This window comes from Vibrio sp. E14 (assembly GCF_020515785.1).
In the GTDB taxonomy this organism is placed as follows: Bacteria; Pseudomonadota; Gammaproteobacteria; order Enterobacterales; family Vibrionaceae; genus Vibrio; species Vibrio diabolicus.
This window is the reverse complement of the sequence record NZ_JAHPJI010000001.1, coordinates 190,940-216,392: the sequence shown is the minus strand read 5'-3', so window position 1 is coordinate 216,392 and position 25,453 is coordinate 190,940. Positions and strand designations below refer to the sequence as shown.

Genomic DNA, 25,453 nt, shown 5'->3' with positions numbered 1-25,453 from the left:
TCGTTATGAGCAATAAGGTCATCCTTGTTGTTCTAGATGGACTGAACTATCAGGTAGCCCGTGATTGCATGGGCTACCTCAATGGTCTTCTAGAACAAAGTCGTTCCCAACAAGAAACTCGCGCAACGCTTTATCCTGTGCAATGTGAGCTGCCCTCTATGTCTCGCCCACTTTATGAGTGCATTTTAACGGGCGTTCGCCCTGTAGAAAGCGGCATCGTAAACAACAATATCGTTCGTCTATCCAAACACGATTCCATTTTCAGTTTGGCAAAAGCCCAAGGCAAAGTGACCGCTGCGGCTGCCTACCACTGGGTAAGTGAGCTTTATAATCGCGCGCCATTTGAACCTGTTCGCGATCGTTTCACGCATGATGAAACTCTGAATATCCAGCACGGCTGCTTTTACCATTGGGATCATTATCCTGATGAAGCCTTGTTCCTGGACGCAGAGTATTTACGTCGAAACTATCAACCTGATTTCTTACTGATCCACCCGATGAATATCGACGATACAGGACATAAGTTTGGCCTAGACTCTCGTCAATACCGCAATTGTGCGCGAGGTGCAGACATTATTCTTTCCAACTACATCGAACAATGGCTTGCTGATGGGTATCAAATCATTGTGACCAGCGATCATGGCATGAACAACGATCTTTCTCACGGTGGGATTTTACCTGAAGAGCGAGAAGTTCCTCTGTTTGTCATTGGCGATAAGTTTACCCATCAGGATTGTCATATTAAGCAAACTGATATTTGTGGCACCGTTTGTCAATTGCTAAACCTTGACCACACGAAGCCATACACTCAGGAATTGTTAGCACTATGAGCAGTTCTGTCCTCTCCCCAAGCTCTAGCGAATCACGCTCAAATTTGGCAAGTACTTGGTTAAAGCGCTTTAAGCCAGCCATTTGGTTAGTGCCTTTCGCGCTGTTTTTCTACCTATTTCAACTCGCACCGATGATTTGGGTACTGTTAAACAGCTTTATCTACGATGGCGAGTTTGCCTTAGATAACTACATTGAAGTGCTCGACTCCGCCTTCATGATGCAGGCGTTTGGCAACAGCTTGTGGTTAGCGGTGTGGTCGAGCATTTTTGGCTTAGCCATTGCGACTTTGTTGGTCTCTTCTCTACGCAGAGTCGATTCTAAAGTCCGCGACGGTGTGATTGCGTTTACGAACATGAGCAGCAACTTTGCAGGCGTACCTCTGTCATTCGCTTTTATTATTATTTTGGGCACCAATGGGGCGATTACCCTTTTGCTCAAGCAGTATGGCTTACTCGGTGATTTCGACCTTTATGGTAAATGGGGCCTGCTGGCCATTTACATCTACTTCCAAATCCCGCTGGCGGTGTTGTTGATCTACCCTGCGTTCGACGCGTTGAGTGATGATTGGCAAGCAGCTGCTGCGCTACTGGGAGCCAAAACATCGCAGTATTGGGCGAAAATCGCGCTGCCAGTGCTCTCACCAGCCTTATTCGGTACCTTTATTATCTTAATAGCCAACGCAATCGGCGCATATGCGAGTGTTTATGCGTTGACCTCCGGTAACTATAACGTCATCACAATTCGAATTGCGAGTCTGGTATCGGGAGACCTGTTCCTTGAACCTAATCTCGCCGCTGCAATTTCGGTGATTCTAATGGCGTTACTTGCCTTTATCACAGTGATTAACCAATGGCTCATTTCGAAAAGCTATGCAGGTAGGAAGTAGTCATGTACAACGTTAATACTCGATTCCATAAAACGGTGGTTTATTCCATTGTTGGGATCATGCTCATCCCGATTTTAGCGACCTTTGTCTATTCGCTTTCATCACGCTGGGGCGCCACGGTGCTTCCGGATGGTTTCACTTTTGATTGGTACGTTAAATTGCTGACCGACCCACGTTTCTTGCAAGCGTTTGGGCGTTCGCTGTTTATTTGTATTGCTTCGCTAACCCTCAGTGTCATTCTGGTTCTGCCAGCGATATTCGTGGTGTTTTACTACTTTCCGAAGCTCGATAAGCTCATGAACGTATTGATTTTGCTACCATTCGCTGTACCACCAGTCGTGTCGTCCGTCGGCTTGCTTCAACTTTATGCTGACAGTGAAATATCTCTTATCGGTACCCCTTGGATTTTAATAGGCACTTACTTCACCATCGCGTTACCGTTCATGTATCGTGCGATTTCCAATAGCTTCGAAGCAATTAACCTCAATGATTTAATGGACGCGGCACACTTACTAGGGGTAAGCACAACCAAAGCGTTCTTGATGGTCATTTTACCTAACCTCAAGAAAGGGCTGATGGCATCGCTTTTCCTTTCATTTTCATTTCTACTGGGAGAGTTTGTGTTCGCCAATATTTTGGTCGGCACACGTTATGAAACCTTGCAAATCTACTTGTATAACATGCGTCAGACAAGCGGCCACTTCACGTCTGCCTTAGTGATGACCTACTTCCTATTTATTTTTTTCCTGACTTGGTTGGCAAGTCGTTTCAGCCGAGGAGTCAAACAATGAGCTACGTCACTGCGAAAAATCTGACTAAACGTTTTGGTGATAACACCGTATTTGAGGACATTCACTTTAACATCGAGCAAGGTGAATTCATTACGCTTTTGGGCCCTAGCGGTTGTGGTAAATCGACGCTACTTCGCAGCCTTGCAGGGCTTAACCCTGTCGATGGCGGCGAGATTTGGGTAAACGGAGAAGATATCACGCATCAAGTCCCGCAAGAGCGTGGTATTGGGCTGGTCTTTCAATCGTATGCGCTGTTTCCCAATATGACCGTTGAAGGCAACATTGCATTTGGCTTAAAAATGAAAAAGCTTGCGAATGATGATATTCGACGTGAAGTAGCTAAAGTCATCAAACTGGTGGACCTGGCAGGTAAAGAAAAACACTATCCGCATCAACTTTCTGGCGGTCAGCGCCAGCGTGTCGCACTCGCCCGAGCGTTGGTGGTGAAACCTCGCATATTATTGCTTGATGAGCCACTTTCTGCGCTTGATGCCAAAATCCGCAAACATCTTCGTCAGCAAATCCGAGATATTCAGAAAGAAATGAATCTCACCACTATCTTCGTAACTCATGACCAAGAAGAGGCGATGATTATGTCTGATCGTATCTTCCTAATGAGTAAAGGGGAAATTGTTCAAGCAGGAACACCTGAAGAAATTTATACTCATCCTGCTAACGAGTTTGTGGCCGGTTTCATGGGACACTACAACCTTGTAGAGGCCAATAAAGCCAAGCAACTCTTCAACATTGATACCGAATGGAAAGTAGCGATTCGCCCAGAGTCTATATATGTAAAAGAGCAAGGTCGTCAATATGATAGCCACATCTCAGCGCCGCAAGTAGGTACGATCACCAACCATCAGCTTCTAGGTAATGTTATTCGCTACCAAGTGAACGTTGAAGAGTGTGAGCTCACTGTTGACTTGCTTAACCGCTCTTCAGAACGCTTACTAGCGAATGGCAGCCAACTAGAGCTACTCTTTAACCTAAACGAAATTCAACCAGTGAGAGCCTAAACATGTCCAAACCTTTGTATGTTTTTGATATGGATGAAACCCTAATAAACGCTGACTGCGCAATGATTTGGAACGAGTTTATGGTTGAGAGAGGCATCGCAACTGATCCTTTATTTATTAAGGAAGATCAGCGTCTAATGGCCTTATACTCTGAAGGCAAAATGGACATGGAAGATTACCTAGCGTTCTCCATGAAGCCACTAGAAAACATGCCGATTGAAGAAGTAAACGCCTTGGTTGAAGAATGTGTTGAAAGCCATATTCTGGCTAAACAGTTTCCTCAAGCCAAAACCCTGATTGAGCAACTGTCTCGTGATGGTATAGATATGGTTATCATCTCTGCCAGCGTCACTTTTTTGGTGGAAGCCGTTGGTCGCCGTCTTAATATTCCAACCGCACTCGGCATCGATTTAATCGAGAAAGACAACCGTTATACTGCTGAAATCGACGGTGTCCCTAGTTATCGTGAAGGTAAAGTCACGCGCTTAAAACAGTGGCTAGAAAATCAACCTGAGCCTTATTCAGAAATCCATTTCTATACCGATTCAATCAACGATTTGCCTTTATGTGAATACGCAGACTACAGTTACCTTGTAAATCCATGCCCACGCCTAAAAGAACACGCGAATCGGTCAAACTGGACGCTATTACGTTGGAATTAGCCTTCAGTCTTTATAGAAATAAAGAGCAGCTAATTGCTGCTCTTTGGTTTTATGTTACGTACCTCATTATCAGGAAGCTCTTCATCTAATAACTCTGATATATTTATCGATGATACAATCATATTTTCAGCCTCCTGCGCATTTTCAAGGCATACTTTCATATAGCGATCAGTCCATCCATCATGATGGAACTCTATGCACAGGTAACAATATTCATTAAATAAAAAGCAATAATGATTCTTAAATTTAGATAAACTTTTCTCAGACTCATATTTAATATAATTATTATGTAAGCTTATATTAGGGGGAGTTACCAATATATCTGAAACCCTAGTATTAATAAGTTTATTTCTTAAATCTTCATTACCCACAACCACCTCTTCGGTGTAATGCTTATATATAGATTTTGCTTTATACTTATTGTAACCTCTACCCGTTTTAGGATCATGCTCTTCGGCATTGTAAAAATCATCATATCGAAAGAAAATATCATCTCGTATATCATATAGTGATTTTTTAATATTTGAGCTCTTAACATATGGAATCAAGCTAAGCTTCATTGTTAACTGTCCATAATAATCGTATGTTCCAGGATATGGAATTATCGTGTGGTAAGGCCACTCTAAGCGCCCAACCAAAAAAAACTGATTATGGTAATCATTCCTAACATTACTTTCTAAGAAATCACTCGTAATCTCTGAGTCCTCTTCAGCTCTATGTGATTCGTACCCCCCTCCAGGCACGGTCAAATCACAAACGAGTCTCCCAAACCTATAGATTCTGTGGCTAGGTTTAGATAATTTCGCTCCTGATCGAAATTTTAATTTTAGAAGAGACATAATACTCATTAATGCTTACCAATTTTCGCATATTTACCTATCACCCTAGCCTTTTGCCGGGCACCAGACTCTCTCAGCTGTTTTTCATAAGTATTTAACCCAAGATAAGGTAATGAATGAGGGCTGCCACCTATGGTTTTGGACAAAAAACAAGCCCAAATAAAAACAGGACTCAAGCTCAAGTTCATTTTGGTTATGCTTGTTACACCATTTAACCCGATTACGTTAGGTACAAAGTCTGCAGGGTTAGCTCTAAGTGGCTGAACTTTCATACCTAAACGCTTTGCTTTCATTGATAAAATACCATAATTACCACCAGGGCTATGCACTGCCAATTCATGTCCATCTAATCTTAGTTCAGGCCTTAGACTTTTTACTTCCTCAATCGCAGAGCGAAATATAATAGCTCCTTGACTATGAACAGTCCATTTTACTCGACGACGCTCACTGTGTGTTTTAATAATTAAAGAAGCAAGTTGCTTCGCATTTCTACTTTTAAATATACGAGTTTGATCAAAGATACACTCTGCTAAATCAAAAACCCCTCCATCTGTAGGGTTATGAAACAAATTATACCTAACTATATTATCTTTCCTATATGCGACGTCAGTATGAACACCCATTAACTTTGATGCTGTATCATAATCGTTATTCATACCATTTATAGTAACGTGTTCACAGTTAATCTTCGGAATGATATTGGCACCTTTCCCATCCCAACTATTCAATGCAGACTGAATATCTTCATTAGTATTTTTATCTTCTGAGTAGCGGGATTTTGTTTCTTTTCTTACATCGTACAACATAGTTCTTTGTTTTTTTGACTCTAACTTTGAACCATGGAGATTACTATCTAGCATAATCTCTTCAATGACTACAGAACCACTGTCAGATATACGATAAAGAATTAAAAAATGATAAGTTCTAAAAGGGTCAATATTCCTTGCCAAACGCCAAAAAGGATTTCTGCTATGCTTAGTTAGACTCGCCCTTTTAGGATTATCTATAATTTTATAAATGTCTTTTATCACATTCTTGCGATCAAAGTCTGTCATTGCTTGAATAACTAAAATCGCCTGCCTTGTAATCTTAACATCTCTCTTATCTAATATTCTAGGATCAATATCGAACTGACCTAAAAAGTTGCTAGATCTATTCAATACAACAACATCTCTAGCATTACTCTCTGTTGGCTTTTGGTTAAGTATTTCCCAAGTCATATTAGGCTCCAAACTTAAAATAAGGCCAACATTACTCAATATATATTCTAATCTAAAGAGCAATTTTATTATTTTAGAGGAAAGCGGTAAAAGCATGTAACTTATTATTACCACAGTTACACAAAGGATAAAAAGACAATCTTATAATTTGAATCTCCATGTGAGCGACTTTCTCGTTCCAAGAAGTACAATGCAAAGTTCAAACTAACGAAAATCAAAGATACTTACACACCAGTAACAATCCTGCCTAACCTATGCCGGGTTGCTAAAAATTATGAATATTTAGCAGTGTGATATGACAAGATTTATATAACCAAAATGGATAAAGAAAGGGCCATCTATATCTCATGATGTATTCAAATTCGACAGTCAAGCATTCCAGGAACAATAGAACAACATATTCACAATCCAGACTAACGATAATGAAAACATTGATTGAAGAATTAACATTTTAACAATCATTGCAACAATGTTAACTTTAGCTCCGTTGGTCGCGCTGGTGGTAAGCCTCTCACCAAGCCTATTGTCAGTTTTATATGGACGTTCGACCACCTCCAAAATGAATAGACACCCAATTTGGTGCCCTTTATTACGCCCGCAGAGGAAATTCTTTGCGGGCTTTTTTCTTCCAGCTTTATTGGTCTGGTAGTAAAAACAAAAAAGCCAGCCTTAAAAGGCTGGCAAGTAGAGCAACAAGGTCAGTGCTTACTGCTAACTAACACCGAACTCGTATTGGATTCATTTTCGTCTGTTAGTCTCTTTATCGGCGGTTATGACTTGCTTGCTTTCTCTTTGTGGCACGTTACCTTTACTAACTGTTCTTGCTCATCTTTAATGTTTTTCACGATACGCTCATCGCGTGCGTGTATGGCATCCATATTCATTTGCTGAATATCTGCTACAGCTTCATGCTTCATTTCAGAAAAGTCCTGACGTAAATCTGAGCTCCACTCCTCTTTGTCTAAAGTGTTAGCAGCAGCGATTGATGATGACATTACAACAATAAGACTTAGAGTAGATAGAAATACGCTTTTCATAATAAGCTCCTTGAGGATTAGCAGTTCGTTTTAGTTACCATTTATATATTGCACATACGATGCCAATTTTTATTTTGTTATTTTTCAACAGCTTAACCAATCCCATATATTCATCATTATCTCCATCTGGTAAATTTCGCTAACCAAGTGTTAAATTAACCAGGGGAATCAAACAAGCGAAAGGTATTCATAAAAAGAATAATTTATCAGGAGATTTTCTCGCTGTTCTTTCATCGAATAAATTACGTAACAACCCACTCTAGAACTGCTTTGAATCAAAATACAGAAATAAAAAAGCAGCCCGAAGGCTGCTCCTAATCGTTAACATCAAGCTTGTTAACTCTATATATTTACTTCAACGCTCGACGTCACTGGCGACTTTCTGAAACGATTGATAAAGCGATGAATAAACCCCTTAATCGATCTGAAAATATTTTTAATATCTTCAAGCATTAAATACAAACAAGGCACCAGCACTAAAGTCAGAACCGTTGCGTACAACACCGCAAAGCCCAAAGCTACAGCCATTGGTATGACAAAACGCGCCTGCAAGCTCGTTTCAAACATAATCGGCAATACACCCGCAAACGTCGTTATGGAGGTGAGCGTGATCGCTCGAAAGCGTGCACAGCCCGCTTCAACCACCGCTTGTTTGATGTTCATACCCTTTTCTCTCACTTGGTTTACGTAATCTGTCATAACTAGAGAGTCGTTGATAACCACGCCAGCAGCGGCGATCAAACCAAATGTCGACATCATACTGATATCCAAACCTAGCCAGAAGTGACCCCAAATCGCCCCCGTCAGACTAAATGGAATGACTGACATTACAATCAAAGGTTGGGTATAACTTTTTAACGGTACGGCTAACAAGATGTAGACGATGATCATGCCTGCAATAAAGAACAGAATCTGTTCATTACGCTGCGCTGCTTGCTCTTCAATATCACCACCCAATTCCGTTTTCACACTCGGGAAGACTTGCTTCATGTCCGGTAAGATATTGTCGTCGATGACCTTCACTACTTCTTGAGGTTCAACCAATTCTTCGTCTATCGAACCATAGACATAAACGGTTTGATACCCGCCTTCACGCCGAATGCTACTCACGCCCGGCTGCTCGTTGATCTTAACCACATCACCCAGCATGACCTTCTTACCTGCTGGCGTGGTAATCACAGCGTAACGTAATGATGAGAATGCTTCACGTGTCAGTTGCGGGTAACGCACCATAACTTTGATTTCTTCACCATCACGAATAAGACGCTGTGCTTCACCACCGTAGAAGCTGCCACCCACTTGCTCTGCGATCATGGTGAGATCCAGTCCGAGATCGTACGCTACAGGCGCAAGAGAGAGGAGTACTTCTTTGCTTCCTGAATCAATAGAAGATGAAATATCGTATAACCCTTCTTCCTGCTGTAAACGCTCTATCAAGTAACGCCCAGCCTCGTTCAATTCATTAATATTAGAACCAAACAGCAAGTAACCAAACTCATCTCTGTCACCGCCACCCGCGCTCTGCTCGCGGATTTTGATGCTCTTCATTCCAGGAATAACTGGCATAGCTTCACGCCAACGTCGAGCAAGTTCAAATGTATTGAACGGGCGTAATTCCTCATCAACCAATGGCACCAAAACACGGCCTTCGGTACGGCTTCTGTTGTATGAAAGCACATCACGAATCATACCTTGACCATGTTCTGCGATGGTCTCTGATTCAATTTTTTGCATCACACGTTCGATGGTCTTAAGAGCACTGATTGTTTGCTCACTTGAAACGGTATCGTTCATTTCAATAGTGATCGCAGGATAATCAGTAGGCACTTTAGGGTTAGGGATCACCCGAACATAATTCGCGTTGACCAAAGCCGCACTGATCAGCAGTAAACCGCAAAACACAGCAAACACTGTCCAGCGCCAATGCGTACATGTCGTGACAAAGTTACGATAAGTGCCGTTTACAAAGCCAAAAAAGTGTTGGTTAAATCGGTCACGCCAGCCACCAGGTTTAACTGGCTTAAAGTGAGTATGTGCGAGGTGAGCAGGAAGGATTAACTTCGATTCAATCAAACTGAAGATCAAACAAAGAATCACAACGCCCGCAATACCATAGAAGAAAGCACTGTCAATACCGCTAGACAGCAAGAAAGGGGCAAACACGGCAATTGTGGTTAAAACGCCAAAAGTAGCTGGCGTGGCAACACGTTTGACACCGCGAACCACATTTTCTACGCCACCGCCTTTCTCTTCAATTTCGCTGTAGGCGCTCTCTCCCATCACGATGGCGTCATCGACCACAATACCGAGCACCATAATGAAGGCGAAAAGAGATACGATGTTTACCGTGATCCCTAATGCAGGCATCATCATCACCGCGCCAAGAAAACACACTGGTAGCCCAATCATTACCCACATTGCCAAGCGAAAGCGCAAGAAAATGGTCAGCATAATCGCCACTAGAGCAGCGCCTTGCAGCAAGTTTTTCAACATCATGTCGAGACGACCATTTAAATAATAGGTCGTATCCACTAAGACTTTGAGCTTAACGTCCTGCGGCAATGTCTTATTTTTTGCTTCGATATAATTACGAACAGACTCGGCAACAGGGATAATGTTCTGATCACGAGTCGCTTCAACAGACATGTAGATCGCATTTTGCCCTGAGTACTCAAAGTAGCGCTCTTCTTCCGTAAAGCCATCTTTGATCGTGGCGATATCTTGCAGTAAAACCTTCGCACCATTTGCGCCAAGCTTTACAGGAATATTCCTAAACTCATCACCACGGTAGTACTGATTTTCAATCCTTACTGCGATCATCCCTGAGTTTGTTTTGACTTCGCCCGCAGAAAAGTTGGCAGAATAACGACTGATCGCGCTGCTGATATCGCTCAACGTCAAGTCGTATTTACGAAGAACGAGTGGATCAACTTCAATCGCTATCTCTTCCTCTGGTGCACTCAAATACACCAACATGACATTTTTGAGTTGAAGTAATTCATCCTCGACTTGCTTAGCAATGGGTTTGAGCTCTTCAAGCGGTCGGTCCCCAACTAACCCCATTTCTATCACATCTTGACGCCACTCAACTTGGTAGACATTGATCGGTTCCATACCGGCAGGTAAGTTGGATAAAGTATCAATGCGTTGATTTACATCATCCAAGACACGCTTGATATCAGCATTAACGTCTACCTCGATAGAGACATACGCGCTACCTCTAGAGGCCGTTGAGACCGTTTTTTTAATCCCGGTGACATCTTTAATCGATTCCTCAACCTTAACGAGAATACTTTCTTCAATTTCTTGAGGTGAAGCGCCAGGATAAGTCGCACGAACATCAATGTAGTTCACCTCAATGTTCGGAAACATCTGCCTTTGAATAAAGAGAAAACTCACCACACCCATGATGATGATGAACACCATCAAAAGGTTGGCAGCGACGGGGTTATTCGCAAAATAAGCAATTAAGCCCTTTTGTTTAGTATCTTCCATGACAAACTCCTACTTACTGTACGACGGTTTCGGAGTCGTCACTCTTTTTTGCGATTTGTACCGCCATGCCTTTTTGAGGGTACTCCGGCAAGGTAAGTACCAACTTATCACTTTGCTCTAAGCCTTCCCCCACAAGTAAAAATTCACCTTCTGCTCTCAAGACCGTTACCGTCCGAGGTTGAAGTTGATTCTCACCATTCACTACCCATACCGTGCGGTTTTTGACTAATTCCTGTGGCAGGCGATAGATATGCTTTAGCTCCTTACCTGTGAAACTCACTTCAACGTAGGAGCCAAATTTAATTGGAGGCTGCTGATTATCAATACCATATGGGTCAGCGATTTGAATGACCATGTTAATCATTCGGGTAGCGCTATCAATCATGCCTAAATCACGAACAACTCGACCTTCTCTAGTGGTAGAAAATACACCTTGCTGCGTCACTTTCGCAGTGAGCTCATCAATGGATTCGGGTAAAAATGCACTATCAAAACCGGCGATTGGTACGTGCACCTCCGCCACTTCAATGTTGTTTAGCGTGGCAACTCGAGAGCCAGATGTGACAAATTGACCAACACCAATATCACGCTCAACAACCAGCGCATCGTAAGGTGCAACGACTTTGCAATTTTCTAAATCTCTTTTTGCTCGTTTGAGTGCCGCTTGAGCCGACTTCACTTGCGCTTGCGCGCTCAAAACGTGAGGCTTACGTAAATACAGGTCTGTCACTTGCTTATCGCTCAGTCTCTTAGCCTGGCGTTTTGCCACTTCCGCTTTGGCTTGCTCCTCAATCAAGCTCGCACGTGCGCTAGCTAAATTGGCCTCGGCTTGCAAAACCGACGCTTCGTAGTTGTCACTTTCAATCGTGAACAGCACTTCTCCTCGTTTCACGATCCCACCCGTTACAAAATTAGGGTGCCAACTTATCACTTCACCACTGACTTGCGCGGAAAGATGTGTTTTTTCAAAAGGGACTAACTCACCATGGCTGGTTATCACCACTTTATGATCGGTAGGAAAAAGAGAAGAAGCCTGAACGGTAGGCTCTGTAATGGCATCTTTAGTTGACTCTTTTTCCGGAGCTGTCGCGGCGATTGCGGCATATCCTGCATAAGAGCCACCAACGACAACGAAAGGTAAAAGCCAACGTAATACGGGTTTTGCTAACATCGAAAATCCTTTTTTATTGTTGTTTTCATCACCATGCTTTTATTAAATCTTTGACTCCCTGTAAGCATGATGGTGAGGGAATTACATTTGAATAGACGTCAAAGCAGCGCGTACCTTGCTTTTTCGGTTGCTAACTACAGAGTTATTGCCAATTCAAAGTTAATAAAATTAACAAAAAATTAACCAACTTCGCAAGTTGCCCTGACTTAACTCTTCTTTTAAATAGCAAGGGACGTGCCAGGCATTTATTTATTAAAATTCAAATAGTTATTATTACTCAACTATTTTAACCAGTGTGCTATTGGTCATAATCACCAGATATTAGTGATTATGACCAATTCAGACACAATCATAATTAAAATAAATGATTATCTGCGTTCAAAAAGGTGAACTTAATCCCGAGAACATGACAATTCATTGATTAATAGCCCGTTATCCAACCTTGTTGGATGCACGCTGCGGCAACTTAGGTCTATAATTTCTGATAAGTAACACTCTGTAAGACAAGGAAATGTACTTTGTTACATACACTCGCTAAGCTGCTCTTCCCTTCTTTATTCACAATTTTATCGGCATGTTCATCCGTGTCATTGAACGATCCCAGTGAAAAATCCACTAGCTTCCAACTTGGGTATCAAGGTGACTCTGTGCTTGCACAGTACTTTGAAGCTTACGGGAAAGACCCAAAGTCAATCACTGGCTTTTCTCCTTTAAATCAAGGACACGATGCCCTTCTTGCTCGCACCTCTCTAATCGAGTCCGCACAAAAAAGCCTTGATCTTCAATACTATATTTACCGTGGTGACGAAACGAGTCAGCTAATAACGTGGCGCTTGTATGAAGCTGCAAAGCGTGGAGTCCGAGTAAGGCTGTTGCTTGACGATATGCAAAAGCGAAACGATGACGTGATGGCTGCCCTCAATGCACATCCTAATATCGAAATCCGCTTATTCAATCCGCATCAGTATCGCGACTCCCGCTGGTTCGCACTTGCCAGTGACTTTGAACGTCTTAATCGCCGTATGCACAATAAATCTCTGATTGCAGACAGTGTTTCTGCCATTGTCGGGGGTAGGAATATCGGCAATGAGTACTTTTCTTTTGAATCACAAGTCGAATTTGGTGATTTTGATCTACTGCTCTATGGTGAGGCGGTACAACAAACTGCAGATCAGTTCGACCTCTATTGGAATAGCGCCTATGCGATACCAATGGAATGGATAACACCGGACTCACAGCAAATTACTGACCTGGCGATTCAAAAGCAGGTCGACAAACTCCAGCTAGAGGAAAAGTTCTCAACCGGCCGTTATGACTTCACTAAACTGGATATGTACCAAGCTCTCAAACAAGGCAATCTCAAGCTCTACTGGGGAGAAGCAAAAGTATGGTTTGACTTACCCGATAAAGTTGCGACCCGAGAGAGCCAACTTATTGATAATTTAACGGAGCTGGTTAAAAGTGTTGAACATTCATTTGTTCTTATCTCCCCCTATTTCGTCCCAACCGAAGTCGGCACACAAGCATTGAGTAACGCGGCCAAGCGAGGCGTTGATATCACGATTGTGACCAATAGTCTCGCCTCTAACGACGTGTTTGCCGTGCATGGTTGGTACGCAAAATATCGAACAGACCTACTCGAAGCTGGGGTCAAGCTATGGGAAGTAAAAGCGAGCGCGAAACTCAAAAGCAAGTGGAGCCTCACGGGGAGCAGCAGAGCAAGTTTACACGCAAAAGCAATGACGATTGATGACAAAACTCTGTTTGTTGGCTCGATGAACTGGGATCCACGTTCAGCCGCTTTGAATACCGAAATGGCCGTTGTTATCGAACAGCCAGAATATGTGCAAATGTTTCTAGAACAACTGCCGAATCAATTGTCGAATAACGCCTATGCCTTAACTCTACGCGACGGAGACATTGTCTGGACTGACATAAAAACAGGCAAAGAATATGATTCTGAACCAGAGGCCGGAGTATGGCGAAAAATGGGCGCTTGGTTCTCCGGCATATTGCCAATTGAAGATCAGCTATAACAATTGCCAATGTTTCAAAACCTCCCCGATAAAGCAATACAAGAATGGACACTAGATTTGGGGAAACACAATAAATACAAGGAAGTTCAATGTCAGCACAATGGAACGAGTACTATCAGAAAATTTTAAACCAACCTCACCGCCCAAACGTGGAAAATGCCGTAAACCTACTGAAACTCGAGAGCAAAGTCGCTCTTGATATTGGCTGCGGAATAGGTCGAGACAGTCATTTCCTCCTCGAACAGGGGTTTAACGTTCACGCATTTGATAGCCATGAAGATGCAGTAAAAACTTGTTTAACACGCTTTGAAGGCCATAAGCGTTTCTCAATTTCACAGTGCTGTTTTACTGAGTTTGACTACCCTCAATGCAGCCTAGTTATCGCGAATGCCAGTTTGTTCTTTTGCCCGGACGAAAGCTTTGAGCAAGTTTGGGCCAAAATAGACAGTGCCTTACAACCTGGCGGTATCTTTTGCGGTGATTTCTTAGGAGTAAAAGACTCCTGGGTTGCATCAGAAATGCATCCGAACATTACCGCATTAACGAAAAAGGAAGTGGAAAGTTTATTCGCGGATTACGAACTCATTTCATTGAATGAAAGAGATGAAGACGGAACCACGGTAGTCGGAAGCCCAAAACACTGGCACATGTTTAGTGTAACCGCTCGCAAGCGCTAAAAGCGGTCTCTCAAGAAAGCAGCACTTCAAATCAGTGCTGCTATCAGCGATTAATTGACTGGATAAACCACTTCAAAACGCTCCAAAACTAGCGTACGTTTCTCATGCCAATCTATGTTCAACTCATCGCATTCAGCTTTAAAAAATGCAGTATGCGCGTCACGCCACCAGTTTAAGGTTCTATCACCTTCGCCTTCTGCGTAGGCAAACTCTGCGGTTACATCCTCATATTTGCATGTACTTACGTCAGTAATTCGTATCACACAAACGGGGTCACCGTTCCAATTCGTGACGACTTGTAAATGGCCCACTTGTGGCATGCTTTCGCCATGCTCTCGATACCAAAGCTCCATACTGCAAGAGGCGGTTTTCTGTCCAATTCGAACCAAATCGGCGCATACGTTGGCGTTGTATTCATCGGCACAATAATAGTCAGCACTAACTGATGGTACGGCTGCTCTTTGTTCTGGTGATAATAATTTTAGATACAGCTCTAAGTAATCCTTAGCTCGCGCGTCCATGCTCACTCCATTAATCATAAATTCGCAAGGAGGATAAAAGATATCACGGCAAATAACCACCAGGAACAAACTGAAAAACAACAAGAATATGACTTTTACGTAGACGACAATTATTTCTTTTGTAATAACTTTGCTAAACGTTTGTGCTATTTGCTATTGTTGCATGGTCTATCTGTACTCTTCTCGTGAAAGGACGTTATATGCGCTTATTTATTGGTATTTTTTTCTCGCTGATACTTGCCTTGCCGACAATGGCATCGGACGAAAAGTATTCAGAATCGGATCTGTTAGATAGACCATTAATGGAACGCTATATTTTAGATGAGCTAAAAGCACTGCGTCAGGACTATCAGAGCCTAGAAAAACGAATGATCACAGAGATCACCGACCGCGAGCTGACGGTTGCGGATAAATCGTTGAACTATGCCAACGTGACCGTAACCTACTTCTTCTACATCATCGCAGGTGTCGCATCGCTGATCGCCTTTGTAGGCTGGCAATCTCTGCGTGAGTTTAAACACAACACCAAAGAGATGGCGGATAAACGATTAGAAAAGATCGCCCAAGAATACGAGAAGAAATTTGTCGCACTGGAGCGAGATTTAAAACGCAAAACTCGCATTATCAGTGAAAACAATAAAGAAATTGAGAAAATCAACGAGATCCATAACTTATGGTTGCGTGCGCAAAGCTCACAAACACCAGAGCAACGTATTGAAATCTATGATGAGATCTTGCTGATTCGCCCAGGTGATTTAGAAGCGTTGACTTACAAAGCAGACGCCGCGATGGAAATCAACGAATACCACTGGGCACTTAGCATCTGTAACCGCGTACTTGAAGTCGATTACACCAATGGTCCTGCACTGTATCAACGTGCTTGTGCATACTCTCGTCTTGGCATTGAAGAGCAAGCCATTGAAGACTTGGAACGCGCTATTGAATACAGCCCATCTATTCGTGACTTGCTTGCCGAAGAGCGAGACCTCGAATTGCTGCATGGTAACGAGCGCTTTGAAAAGCTCTTACACCTAGCAAACGAATAATGGAATGAGCAGCATGAGTAGTCACTTTAACTTAGAAGACGCCAGCCAAGTGTTGGTTGGCGCTTTTGCCCTCGCCGTACCCATCTCTTTTTCTGAAGAGGCGTGGCGACTGGGTGAAAGCTTGCCAATGGCAAACCTGCTCATGCTGTTAAGCCTTTCTGTCATTTTCCTCAGTTTTTTCGCCTATCAAAGCGTGTTCCAAAGCCACATCAAAAATCGCGTATCCATTTTTATTTTTCGTGTGGTTATCGCGTACCTCATTGCGGCCGTTGTGGTGGCGTTAGTTCTTTTCTGTCTTGATAAGCTGCCACTAATGAATGAGCCTTTGGTTGCGATAAAACGGGTCATCGTCATCACAATGCCGGCGTCAATGGGTGCAATTGTGGTGGACAGTTTCGACAAAGAATAGGAATAGCACCTACTCTTCTAACGTTAAATTAGAACCCGAGTGGTCTTTGCCTAACACATCTTCTGGGTTTCGCAGCGCGCAGGTTTCTAACGACAAACACCCGCAGCCAATGCATCCACCCAAATCGTTTTGCAGGGCTTTGAGCTTTTGAATTTTTTGCTCCAACTGTTCATGCCAATGACTCGCCATGACTTCCCATTGCTGTTTGTTTGGCGCTTGATGTTTCGGCAGCTCATCTAGCGCATGTTTGATTTCTTCTAACGACAACCCCACTTGCTGTGCCGCTTTAATCACCGCAACACGGCGCAACACACTTCGATGATAGCGACGCTGATTCCCTTGATTTCTCCAGCTCGAAATTAGTCCTTTTTGCTCGTAAAAATGTAGGGCAGATACTTTCACTCCAGAACGTTTTGCCACTTCTCCTACGCTGATTTCCATCCTTGACTCCCTGTGTATCAATTTTGTTAAAAAAATACTTTACCTCAAGTTTACTTGAGGTTTTAAAGTTGCACCATCTTAATTAACGCTAAACCCCGGCGATCTCAAGATAATGTGTTCAGCGCGAACGACTTGGTTGTCAAACACAGAACAGTTGGACATCAACCTTTTGAAATCCATCGGGAGTTAGAGGCAAACATAATGAAAAATAAAACTCAGTCGTACTTAGCTGGCCGCTTATTCGACAGCATTTCCTCTGGCTTGTTCATGATGGCACTGCCATGGGTCATGCTTTCCGAACCTAACATGGGTACATTCGTCGCTTTAGTTTCTCTGAGCTGCACCGCGATTTCTTTTCTAGCTACGCCTTTCTTTTCCACTTTAATTGACCGACATTCACGCAAAGTACTACTCGTGCTCAATCAATGGATTCAATCGGGTATGGCTTTGGTGGTGTTCATTGCTTATTGGTTAGGGTTTGAGTCACACTGGTTGCTGGCTTTTGCGCAATTGGTGTATTGGGTTTCGAGTAATTTTGCATGGACGACCAACAATGCCTTCACCCAAGAAAATTATCAGCACCATGAGTATGCGAAAATTTCGGGTCAGCAAGAAATTGTAATGCAATCCACGACCCTCGGAGCTGGCGCGTTGGGTATTGTTTTGCTTGAAATGTGGGGTATGAAAGAGTTTGCTTTGTTTGCGGCCAGCGCCTCTGCGTTAGCAGCGATGTTCTATATTCTGACGCCTTATACTCAACAATTAAGGGCATCAAAATCCGTTGCTTTCATCGCGCAACTCAAAGAGAGCAAACAAATATTCCGTCTCGAACCCCGATTTTATGGCTTTATTCTGCTCTCTTGCCTCTCTTATCCTGCATTGACGTATTTGAGCAAACTGGTGCCGATTTGGTTTTCTGAACAAGGCATCTCTGGCGATTGGTTTGCAGGGTTCAACATCAGTTTTGGCCTCGGCTCGTTGCTAACCGGCTTTATTGTCACCAAAGTGCTAAGCCGCGCCTCTCATAGCCACATTATGTTTGCTTCGATGGTCATGGTATCTCTGGCGTTTATCGGAATGAGTTTTGCGATAAGCCCACTGACCATCTTATTGTTTACGGCTCTGTTTGGTGTGTTTAACGCGCTAAATCGCATTGCAAGAGTCAACTGGATGCATCACACCGTAGCGGTTCATCAACGTGGTCGTGTTGATGGCGGCATCAGCATGTTTTCCACCACCATTCAAGCTCTCAGTTATGTATTAATCGCGATGTTGAGTCATTACGAGCTAACACAATACGGTTTTGTAATAGCAGCTGTTGTCATGGTGTTAGCAGTGGTATTGATGGGATTACTCAGCCGAGACGTCGAGCCGTTTAACGACCTGCCCCTTCATGCAGCGGCAAAGTGAAGCATAGAAATTGAGAAGTTGAGAAATTGAAAAAGCGAGATAAGAAGATAACCAAAATCGTCTTCCTAATTTTCTACACCAGTACTTTTTTCTCTATCGCTCATCAGCAAGGTTGGGTATTCTGAGGTGACCAACATGAGCAGAAGGAATTCGCAGTGAACTTAAGACAATTGGAAGTCTTTTACGCCATTATGCAAGCAGGAACGGTGTCTGGTGCTGCTCGCTTACTGCACGTTTCCCAACCTAATGTCACTCGAGTTCTCGCCCATACAGAACAACAACTGAGCTTCGCTTTATTTGAGCGTGTAAAGGGGCGTCTCGTTCCCACTCAAGAAGCCAAAGCCTTATTGCCAGAGGCAGAAAAGGTCTATCAACAACTCGGACAATTTCGCTCTCTGACCAACAAAGTCAAACAGGGAACTCAACATTTACGAGTCGGTGCCCCGCCTGTTTTGGCCGCACACTTGTTAGCGCCGACTGTCGCGTTGCTGTCGAAAGAGCACGGCATCTCCTTTGAGCTCTTAACGGCCAATCGCGATGAGCTGTGCTCAGGATTACTGAAACATGAACTGGATGTCGCCATTGCGTTCGGTGAAGAAACACCACCAGCGATCATGGGGCACCTGTTATTGAAAGAAAACTTAGCACTGATCGCTCCTAAAAGCGCAGCGATACCCGCAGAAAAAACCGTCATTTTAGAAGAACTCATCAGGCACGATTTACCCATTATCGGTTTAGATAGCCGAGACCCTCTGGGCTTGCTGTTACATCAAACCTTGTCAGCGCGTGAGGAGCATTATCAACATGCCATCACCGTACGCAGCTACTCCGCAGCGGCTGAACTGGTGAAACACCAAGCAGGATTCGCCATTGTCGATCCATGGACTGCAAAACAATATCGCCAAGATGATGCCGTCTCCGTGCATGCTTTGGAGCCAAACATGTCCTTCTCTGTCTCTATTTTATTCTCAGAGCACACACCTCAATCCATTGCGACAAAGCAATTTATCACCGCCCTAAAACAACAGATGGTTTAAAGGTATAACCTGAAGTTATACCTGCCTAACAAATAAGCATTCGGTTTCCTAAATCAGTCTGGCTACATTAATGAGCAATAACGATGACGAAGGGAACCATCATGCAAATTGCTCAACCTTACCTACTCTTTCTTGGCGATGTAACCGATCCACTCGCAGCAAAAACCGCGCGTGGCATATATCAATGGCGACCTGAGATTTGTCTTGGCCAAATCCGCCTGACGCCAGAAACCGTATCGCTTGGTTTAACCGACATGACACTACAACAAGCGCAGCAGCAAGGAGCAAAAACGCTGGTGCTTGGCACTGCAAATCCAGGAGGCGTCATTCCTGAAGCTTGGCAAGCTACCTTACTTGAAGCGGCAGAAATGGGATTTGAAATTGCATCGGGCATGCACCAACGTTTGGCGGAATTTGCTCCTCTTGCCGATCTAGAACAACGCGGATTAACCAAACTGTATGATGTTCGCCATTATGATGCCCCGCTCAAGGTCGGCAATGGCAAAGCTCGCGCAGGCAAGCGAGTACTTACTGTAGGGACAGATTGCTCCGTTGGCAAAATGTACTCTGCCCTTGCCATTGAGCATGCATTGAAGCGTAAAAACTGTCGTGCAGAGTTCAAAGCAACGGGTCAAACCGGAATTCTCATCGCAGGCAGTGGCATTTCAATTGATGCCGTAGTTGCCGATTTTATCTCCGGCGCAGTAGAAGCGATCAGCCCCGACTTCACCGACCACGATTGGGACATCATCGAAGGGCAAGGTTCGTTATTTAACCCTTCGTTTGCTGGCGTAAGTTTGGGCTTACTTCACGGCGCACAAGCGGACGCTCTGGTACTGTGCCATGAGATTGGTCGCCCGCACATCCGCAACTTACCACATGCGAGCTTGCCAACCATTGAACAAACGATAGAAGCGAATCTGGCCGCTGCTCGCCTCACAAATGCAAAAGCTCAATTAGTGGGTATTTGCTTAAACACTTCGGCGATCAGCGAAGAAGATGCAGCCCAACTATGCCAGGATTGGAGCGACAAATATCGGGTGCCCGTCACCGACCCTGTGCGTTTTGGCGTTGATGCGGTTGCAGATAGGCTCCTTACGATTTAAGAAACATTTACGGTTTAGAAAATAACTGCGGTTTAGGGAAAACTAGTGAGATGAAAATTCATGTAGAACCCGTCACGATTGCTATGGCGACACCATTTCGCATCTCTCGCGGCAGTCGGACAGAGTGCCACGTAGTCCGCGTGACAATTGAACACCGAGGCATGATCGCCCAAGGAGAATGCACGCCATACCCTCGTTATGGTGAATCAGTTGAATCGGTAATTAAGGCGGTTTCTCACGCCGCGCATGAACTGCAAAGTTTGTACGCCAAAGGTGACGCTGATGTGATGGCTCTCAAAAGCCAGCTTCAATCATTATTGCCCGCAGGAGCGGCAAGAAATGCGTTGGATTGCGCCCTTTGGCATCTTCTTGCACTTTTGAGCCACAAGCAACAAGTTCACGACCTCTTTACGTTACCTGAGGCGATTGTGACGGCGATGACGGTTTCTATCGATACGCCGCAAGCGATGGCAAAACAGGCGCAAGCTTACCTTAGCCAAAGCGCAAAACTGCTTAAGGTAAAACTGGATGGTGAACACGTGATTGAGCGCGTTGCAGCAGTGCGTGACGCCGCACCGCACACGCAAATTGTCTTAGATGCGAATGAAGCATGGCAAAACCTCGACCTCGCTACGGTATTTGCTCAACTCCAACCGTTTAATATCACCATGATCGAGCAACCGTTGCCACAAGACTGCGACGACGTACTCGCCAGCATTCCGCACCCCATTCCACTTTGCGCCGATGAAAGTTGTCACACCAAAGAGCAATTACATCAGCTTGTTGGCAAATATGAAATGGTGAACATTAAGCTAGATAAAACGGGCGGGCTCACAGAAGCACTATTACTAGCCGACGATGCAAAAAAACTCGGTTTTAGCCTCATGTCCGGTTGTATGTTGGGGACGTCGCTGGCGATGCGTGCTGCGTTACCCATTGCTGCTCAGGCGAGCGTTGTCGATCTTGATGGCCCGGTGTTGCTCGGACAAGATGTAACGCCGAGCTTAGTTTATCGCGACGGCGAAATCGTTCTTTCCAAATAGCCTAAACAATCCAGAGGTTTTGATCGAAAAGTCAGAACCTCTGAGTTTATGATCTCGATTAAAAAACAATCAGCCCCATCATGAAATAAGTCACATAAATTATACGGTTATTACGGCATGCTAAGATTACAGTAGTCCAAGAAGGTGGTCTTATGCATCGAGTCATCCGGAAAATGACATGGAAGACGAATAGGCGGTAATCCCGCCCTACTCCAATGCAGTTCGTGGGTTTCTCTAACAACCCACTTCCTAGCAATTCGTAGGTTTTTCACGCCATCTTGCAAGGAGGCTCTATGCCTATAAACAAAATACGCAATATCGCTTTTGTCGGCCAAACCGGGACCGGTAAAACCACGCTGATAGAAAAACTGCTCTTCACCTGCGATGCCACGCACCATTTAGGCAGCGTAGAAAAAGGCGATACCGTTACCGACTTCGACCCTCAATCCATCCAATATCAACACAGTATTGAAGCAACGCCAGTCGCACTGCGCTGGAACAAACACCGGCTCAATATCATCGACACTCCGGGACAAAACGAGTTACTTGGCCGTACTATCAGCGTTTTTCCTGCCGTTGAAACATCCGCCCTTGTCATCGACCCTCAAACACCATTTAACCAAACTTCCGATCGCTTATTTACCTTTGCTAAAGAGCAGCAAAAATGTCAGATGATCATCATCAATAAGCTCGATAACCACGGTCATCAGTTAGAGAGATTGATGGAGAACATCGTTGAGCATTTTGGTGACCACTGCTTACCGATCAACTTACCTTCGGCTGACGGGGAATCTGTAGTTGACTGCTATTTCGAACCAGAATTGGGACGAGAAACCTTACTTGCAACGGTAGATGAAGCTCATGAGACCTTGATTGACCAAGTTATCGAAGTCGATGAAGAACTGATGGAACTGTATCTGGAACAAGGTTCCGAACTCACCGCAGAGCAACTGCATGATCCGTTTGAAGAAGCACTGAGAACTGGACATGTGATTCCGGTCTGTTTTGTCTCAGCACAAACCGGCGCGGGCGTCGAGCTTCTGCTTCGTACCTTGGCGGAGATCATGCCCATGCCAAACGAAGGTAACCCTCCTCTATTGGAAAAGAACGGCAAAAAAATCAAAGTAAATTGCGAAACCTTAGAGCACACCGTCGCACACGTGTACAAAGTCAGCGTCGACCCATATATGGGAAAACTTGCCTACTTACGTGTGTATCAGGGTGAAATCAATGCGGGCAGCCAGCTTTATATTGGCGAAAGCAACAAGGCATTTAAAGTTGGGCACTTATATCAACTGCAGGGCAAAGATAGAACCGAGATCCCTCGCGCGCTTGCCGGCGACTTCTGCGTTTTAGCCAAAGTGGATGATCTCGAATTCGATTCAATCGTTCATGACTCTCACGAAGAAGATGGTGTTCAACTCAAGACGTTGGACCTTCCTGACTCCATGTATTCTTTGTGCTTGAAGCCTCTTAAGCGTGGAGATGAGCAAAAATTAGGCGATGTACTGAATAAAATCGCCAGCGAAGATCCTTCGCTGCGCATCGAACATCGCGCTCGCACCAACGAAACCATCATCAGCGGCCAAGGGGAATTTCACCTCAAAGTCGCATTAGAAAAGATGGCGAACGTGTACAAGCTGGACGTCGAAACCTGCCAACCAAGCGTCGAATACTTTGAAACCATCACCAAACCTGCCGAAGGGCATTATCGACACAAAAAACAAAGTGGCGGTGCAGGCCAGTTTGGTGAAGTGCAATTGAAGGTTCGTCCACTCGAACGTGGCGCCGGATTTAAGTTCATCAACAAAGTGGTGGGTGGCGCCATTCCAACCGCGCTTATTCCCGCGGTCGAAAAAGGTATTTTACAAGTACTCGAAGAAGGGGCGATTTCTGGCAACCCAATCAAGGATGTGGAAGTCACCGTTTATGACGGTAAATATCACTCTGTCGATTCAAAAGAAATTGCGTTTGTCATCGCAGGTAAGAAAGCCTTTTTAGACGCGATCAACAACGCTGATCCTATTGTGTTAGTGCCCATTGTCCAAATGGAGTTACACGTCCCAACCACAAACGTCGGTGACGTGTCTGGGGATTTGTCAGGTAATCGAGGATTAATAGAAGGCACCGAACCGATTGATAGCCAATTCACGTTGTTGAAAGCCAAATCGCCAGTAAACGAGTTGCAAGATTACGCTCGTCGATTGCGAGCTATCACGGGTGGTGAAGGCAGTTTTAGTATGACTTTAAGCCATTACGAGCCCGCGCCACCAGCAGTGCAAAAACAAGTCTGCCAAGGCAGTGCTCAACAAGGTTAATTCCCTACGATTAAAATCAATCATACAAATAAAAAAGCGCCCTCATTTTGAGGGCGCTTTTAGGTAAATTAAAATTTATTTATCGAGAGACAAACCGATCTGACTGATTTTATTTTCAAACTCTTCGATGCTGTTCGCTTTGTAAGTCGGAGCACCGTTAAAGTAGCGCGGTTTCTCTGGCAGCATCGCATTTTTCAGCTCTTGTTCTTGATCGATATTGTCATGATAAACCGTTACACGATTTGGAATATCCTGCTTTATTACAGCCATAGTGGTTCTCCTTGTTTAAATCGAACATTAAGCGTAGAACGTGGTTAGCGATGCGTAAAAGCCACTGTGTAAAATTTAGACACTAGCGACAATTTTATACTCAAACCATTGCATTATTTTGTATCGATGTTCTCTTTAAGTATTCTTGGCACACACCTTTCGCGTTTAAGGTAAGTGAAGATTCCACCATCAAAAGACAGGATGTCTCATGTCAAAGCAAGAGCTTAACCAGATGGGCAGTGCCAAAGTTTATCTGGTAGAAAAACACGGCATTTCATTCATTGAAAAGCAACAGGTAGAACAGGTTGAGGTCGCTTTTTATCAACACCAGGCTAAACCATTCAATGAACTTGGCATTCTTGTACCTGAGCTCATTGATTACGATCACCAACAAAATACGTTACGAATCGAGTATATCCCGCACTCTGTCAATCAAGAATTCCTGCTTGAAGAGCCGCGCGTGATAGAACAACTAGCTAAAATACATAGACTATCTCCGACATCAGATGGTGTTTATCATCCTCATCAGTGGACACAACCAGCCACTTCCCAAGCTTTAAGCACGCTCAAACTAGACGCAAAAACAGAGTGGTTCTTTTATCAGCTACAAGAGCAATCCGGCCCGCTTTTCAACGCCAAAAATTTGATCTCTGGAGACACCAATGCCGGGAACTGGGGGCGACGAGATAATGGCGATTTGGTGCTGTTCGACTGGGAACGTTTTTCGACAGGGCATATCGCGATAGATTTAGCGCCACTAGTCAAAGGCATGGGCACATACGAAGATTATCTTGGTGTGGCGCATACCTATACCAAGACGGCAGAGCAAGGCGATGCGAGTAATTTAGCAAGAACGATTGCAATAGCTAAAACGTGGATGGTGGTAGAAGTGGTGAACATACTGGTCTCGAGACAGAACCCGCAGACCAGTAAATACATTGACTGGTTTAAACACACCTTACCGAAATGGGCAAAAGATCTTAGCGCTCAGATGACGAGTTAGGTTCGGATATTTGATACAAACGTCTTGCAGGCTCTGCACAAGAGGTTTCACAATTGCACACCTTATCAACACCGACATTATTCAATCCGCCACAACTCCCTTGAATACGCTTGTTGTGGAAAATGACGCCAAGCGACATCAACAAAATGATTGCGAGAAAACCAAGAAAGGTAAATAACCAAACCATA

General features: G+C 44.1%; 24 protein-coding genes. 15 read left to right on the top strand and 9 right to left on the bottom strand.

What is annotated here, in order from left to right; genetic code table 11:
• Positions 1-5: 5 nt before the first annotated feature.
• The 5 genes from LIX84_RS01000 to LIX84_RS00980 are packed head-to-tail and all read left to right on the top strand — an operon-like array spanning position 6 to position 4,186.
• Complete coding sequence (locus LIX84_RS01000) at positions 6-830, top strand: alkaline phosphatase family protein (RefSeq protein WP_046873802.1); 825 nt, start codon at positions 6-8, stop codon at positions 828-830.
• Positions 827-1,717, top strand: a complete 891-nt coding sequence (locus LIX84_RS00995; RefSeq protein WP_047008046.1) for an ABC transporter permease — start codon at positions 827-829, stop codon at positions 1,715-1,717. Before LIX84_RS01000 ends, LIX84_RS00995 begins: the two co-directional genes overlap by 4 nt.
• A gap of 2 nt (positions 1,718-1,719) precedes the next feature.
• A complete protein-coding gene (locus LIX84_RS00990) occupies positions 1,720-2,508 on the top strand; it encodes an ABC transporter permease (RefSeq protein ID WP_226420381.1) in 789 nt (262 codons plus the stop codon).
• Positions 2,505-3,524, top strand: coding sequence for an ABC transporter ATP-binding protein (locus tag LIX84_RS00985; RefSeq protein WP_226420380.1), 1,020 nt, complete (start codon positions 2,505-2,507; stop codon positions 3,522-3,524). The genes LIX84_RS00990 and LIX84_RS00985 overlap by 4 nt, the downstream gene beginning before the upstream one ends.
• A 2-nt stretch (positions 3,525-3,526) precedes the next feature.
• A complete protein-coding gene (locus LIX84_RS00980; RefSeq protein ID WP_226420379.1) occupies positions 3,527-4,186 on the top strand; it encodes an HAD family hydrolase in 660 nt (219 codons plus the stop codon).
• A 29-nt stretch (positions 4,187-4,215) separates the two neighbouring features.
• Here LIX84_RS00980 and LIX84_RS00975 read toward each other — a convergent pair whose 3' ends face one another.
• From LIX84_RS00975 to LIX84_RS00955, 5 genes are all read right to left on the bottom strand, one after another.
• A complete protein-coding gene (locus LIX84_RS00975; RefSeq protein WP_226420378.1) occupies positions 4,216-5,034 on the bottom strand; it encodes a hypothetical protein in 819 nt (272 codons plus the stop codon).
• Entirely contained in the window at positions 5,034-6,341 is a 1,308-nt protein-coding gene (locus LIX84_RS00970) for a hypothetical protein (protein WP_226420377.1), read from the bottom strand. Before LIX84_RS00970 ends, LIX84_RS00975 begins: the two co-directional genes overlap by 1 nt.
• Positions 6,342-7,015: 674 nt before the next feature.
• Entirely contained in the window at positions 7,016-7,282 is a 267-nt protein-coding gene (locus LIX84_RS00965) for a hypothetical protein (protein WP_226420376.1), read from the bottom strand.
• Between the two features lie 342 nt (positions 7,283-7,624).
• The gene (locus tag LIX84_RS00960) at positions 7,625-10,777 is read right to left on the bottom strand and encodes an efflux RND transporter permease subunit (RefSeq protein ID WP_226420375.1); all 3,153 of its coding nucleotides are present in this window, start codon (positions 10,775-10,777) and stop codon (positions 7,625-7,627) included.
• Positions 10,778-10,790: 13 nt separating this feature from the next.
• Complete coding sequence (locus tag LIX84_RS00955) at positions 10,791-11,948, bottom strand: efflux RND transporter periplasmic adaptor subunit (RefSeq protein WP_085343282.1); 1,158 nt, start codon at positions 11,946-11,948, stop codon at positions 10,791-10,793.
• A gap of 518 nt (positions 11,949-12,466) precedes the next feature.
• Between LIX84_RS00955 and LIX84_RS00950 the strand changes: the two genes are divergently transcribed.
• A complete protein-coding gene (locus tag LIX84_RS00950; protein WP_046873810.1) occupies positions 12,467-13,984 on the top strand; it encodes a phospholipase D family protein in 1,518 nt (505 codons plus the stop codon).
• Positions 13,985-14,073: 89 nt separating this feature from the next.
• Complete coding sequence (locus LIX84_RS00945) at positions 14,074-14,661, top strand: class I SAM-dependent methyltransferase (RefSeq protein ID WP_226420374.1); 588 nt, start codon at positions 14,074-14,076, stop codon at positions 14,659-14,661.
• 50 nt (positions 14,662-14,711) lie between these two features.
• On the opposite strand, the gene LIX84_RS00940 is transcribed toward LIX84_RS00945, so the two are convergent.
• Positions 14,712-15,182, bottom strand: a complete 471-nt coding sequence (locus tag LIX84_RS00940; protein WP_226420373.1) for an ASCH domain-containing protein — start codon at positions 15,180-15,182, stop codon at positions 14,712-14,714.
• 200 nt (positions 15,183-15,382) lie between these two features.
• Here LIX84_RS00940 and LIX84_RS00935 point away from each other — a divergent pair, with 200 nt between their 5' ends.
• A complete protein-coding gene (locus LIX84_RS00935) occupies positions 15,383-16,228 on the top strand; it encodes a tetratricopeptide repeat protein (protein ID WP_005392681.1) in 846 nt (281 codons plus the stop codon).
• Positions 16,229-16,241: 13 nt separating this feature from the next.
• The gene (locus LIX84_RS00930; protein WP_005373896.1) at positions 16,242-16,637 is read left to right on the top strand and encodes a DUF2391 family protein; all 396 of its coding nucleotides are present in this window, start codon (positions 16,242-16,244) and stop codon (positions 16,635-16,637) included.
• A 9-nt stretch (positions 16,638-16,646) separates the two neighbouring features.
• Here LIX84_RS00930 and soxR read toward each other — a convergent pair whose 3' ends face one another.
• Positions 16,647-17,078: a redox-sensitive transcriptional activator SoxR gene (soxR, locus tag LIX84_RS00925; protein ID WP_005392679.1), complete on the bottom strand. Its 432-nt coding sequence runs from the start codon at positions 17,076-17,078 to the stop codon at positions 16,647-16,649.
• Positions 17,079-17,279: 201 nt separating this feature from the next.
• Between soxR and LIX84_RS00920 the strand changes: the two genes are divergently transcribed.
• The 5 genes from LIX84_RS00920 (at position 17,280) to fusA (ending at position 23,992) form a co-directional block, all read left to right on the top strand.
• Positions 17,280-18,488, top strand: a complete 1,209-nt coding sequence (locus tag LIX84_RS00920; RefSeq protein ID WP_226420372.1) for an MFS transporter — start codon at positions 17,280-17,282, stop codon at positions 18,486-18,488.
• Positions 18,489-18,643: 155 nt separating this feature from the next.
• Positions 18,644-19,525, top strand: coding sequence for a LysR family transcriptional regulator (locus LIX84_RS00915; RefSeq protein WP_226420371.1), 882 nt, complete (start codon positions 18,644-18,646; stop codon positions 19,523-19,525).
• Between the two features lie 101 nt (positions 19,526-19,626).
• Positions 19,627-20,631, top strand: a complete 1,005-nt coding sequence (dgcN, locus tag LIX84_RS00910) for an N-acetyltransferase DgcN (RefSeq protein ID WP_074189823.1) — start codon at positions 19,627-19,629, stop codon at positions 20,629-20,631.
• A 50-nt stretch (positions 20,632-20,681) separates the two neighbouring features.
• Positions 20,682-21,674: an N-acetyl-D-Glu racemase DgcA gene (gene dgcA, locus LIX84_RS00905; protein WP_226420370.1), complete on the top strand. Its 993-nt coding sequence runs from the start codon at positions 20,682-20,684 to the stop codon at positions 21,672-21,674.
• 293 nt (positions 21,675-21,967) lie between these two features.
• On the top strand, positions 21,968-23,992 hold the full coding sequence (gene fusA, locus LIX84_RS00900; RefSeq protein WP_226420369.1) for an elongation factor G: 2,025 nt from the start codon (positions 21,968-21,970) through the stop codon (positions 23,990-23,992).
• Positions 23,993-24,067: 75 nt separating this feature from the next.
• On the opposite strand, the gene LIX84_RS00895 is transcribed toward fusA, so the two are convergent.
• Positions 24,068-24,262 (bottom strand): hypothetical protein, encoded by a 195-nt coding sequence (locus tag LIX84_RS00895; protein ID WP_164665409.1) that lies wholly within the window; start codon positions 24,260-24,262, stop codon positions 24,068-24,070.
• Between the two features lie 208 nt (positions 24,263-24,470).
• Here LIX84_RS00895 and LIX84_RS00890 point away from each other — a divergent pair, with 208 nt between their 5' ends.
• Positions 24,471-25,265 carry a phosphotransferase gene (locus tag LIX84_RS00890; protein WP_226420368.1) on the top strand — a complete coding sequence of 265 codons (795 nt, stop codon included), beginning with the start codon at positions 24,471-24,473 and terminating at the stop codon, positions 25,263-25,265.
• Here LIX84_RS00890 and nqrM read toward each other — a convergent pair.
• Positions 25,243-25,452: a (Na+)-NQR maturation NqrM gene (nqrM, locus tag LIX84_RS00885; RefSeq protein WP_054866942.1), complete on the bottom strand. Its 210-nt coding sequence runs from the start codon at positions 25,450-25,452 to the stop codon at positions 25,243-25,245. The genes LIX84_RS00890 and nqrM overlap by 23 nt on opposite strands.
• Position 25,453 lies beyond the last annotated feature (1 nt).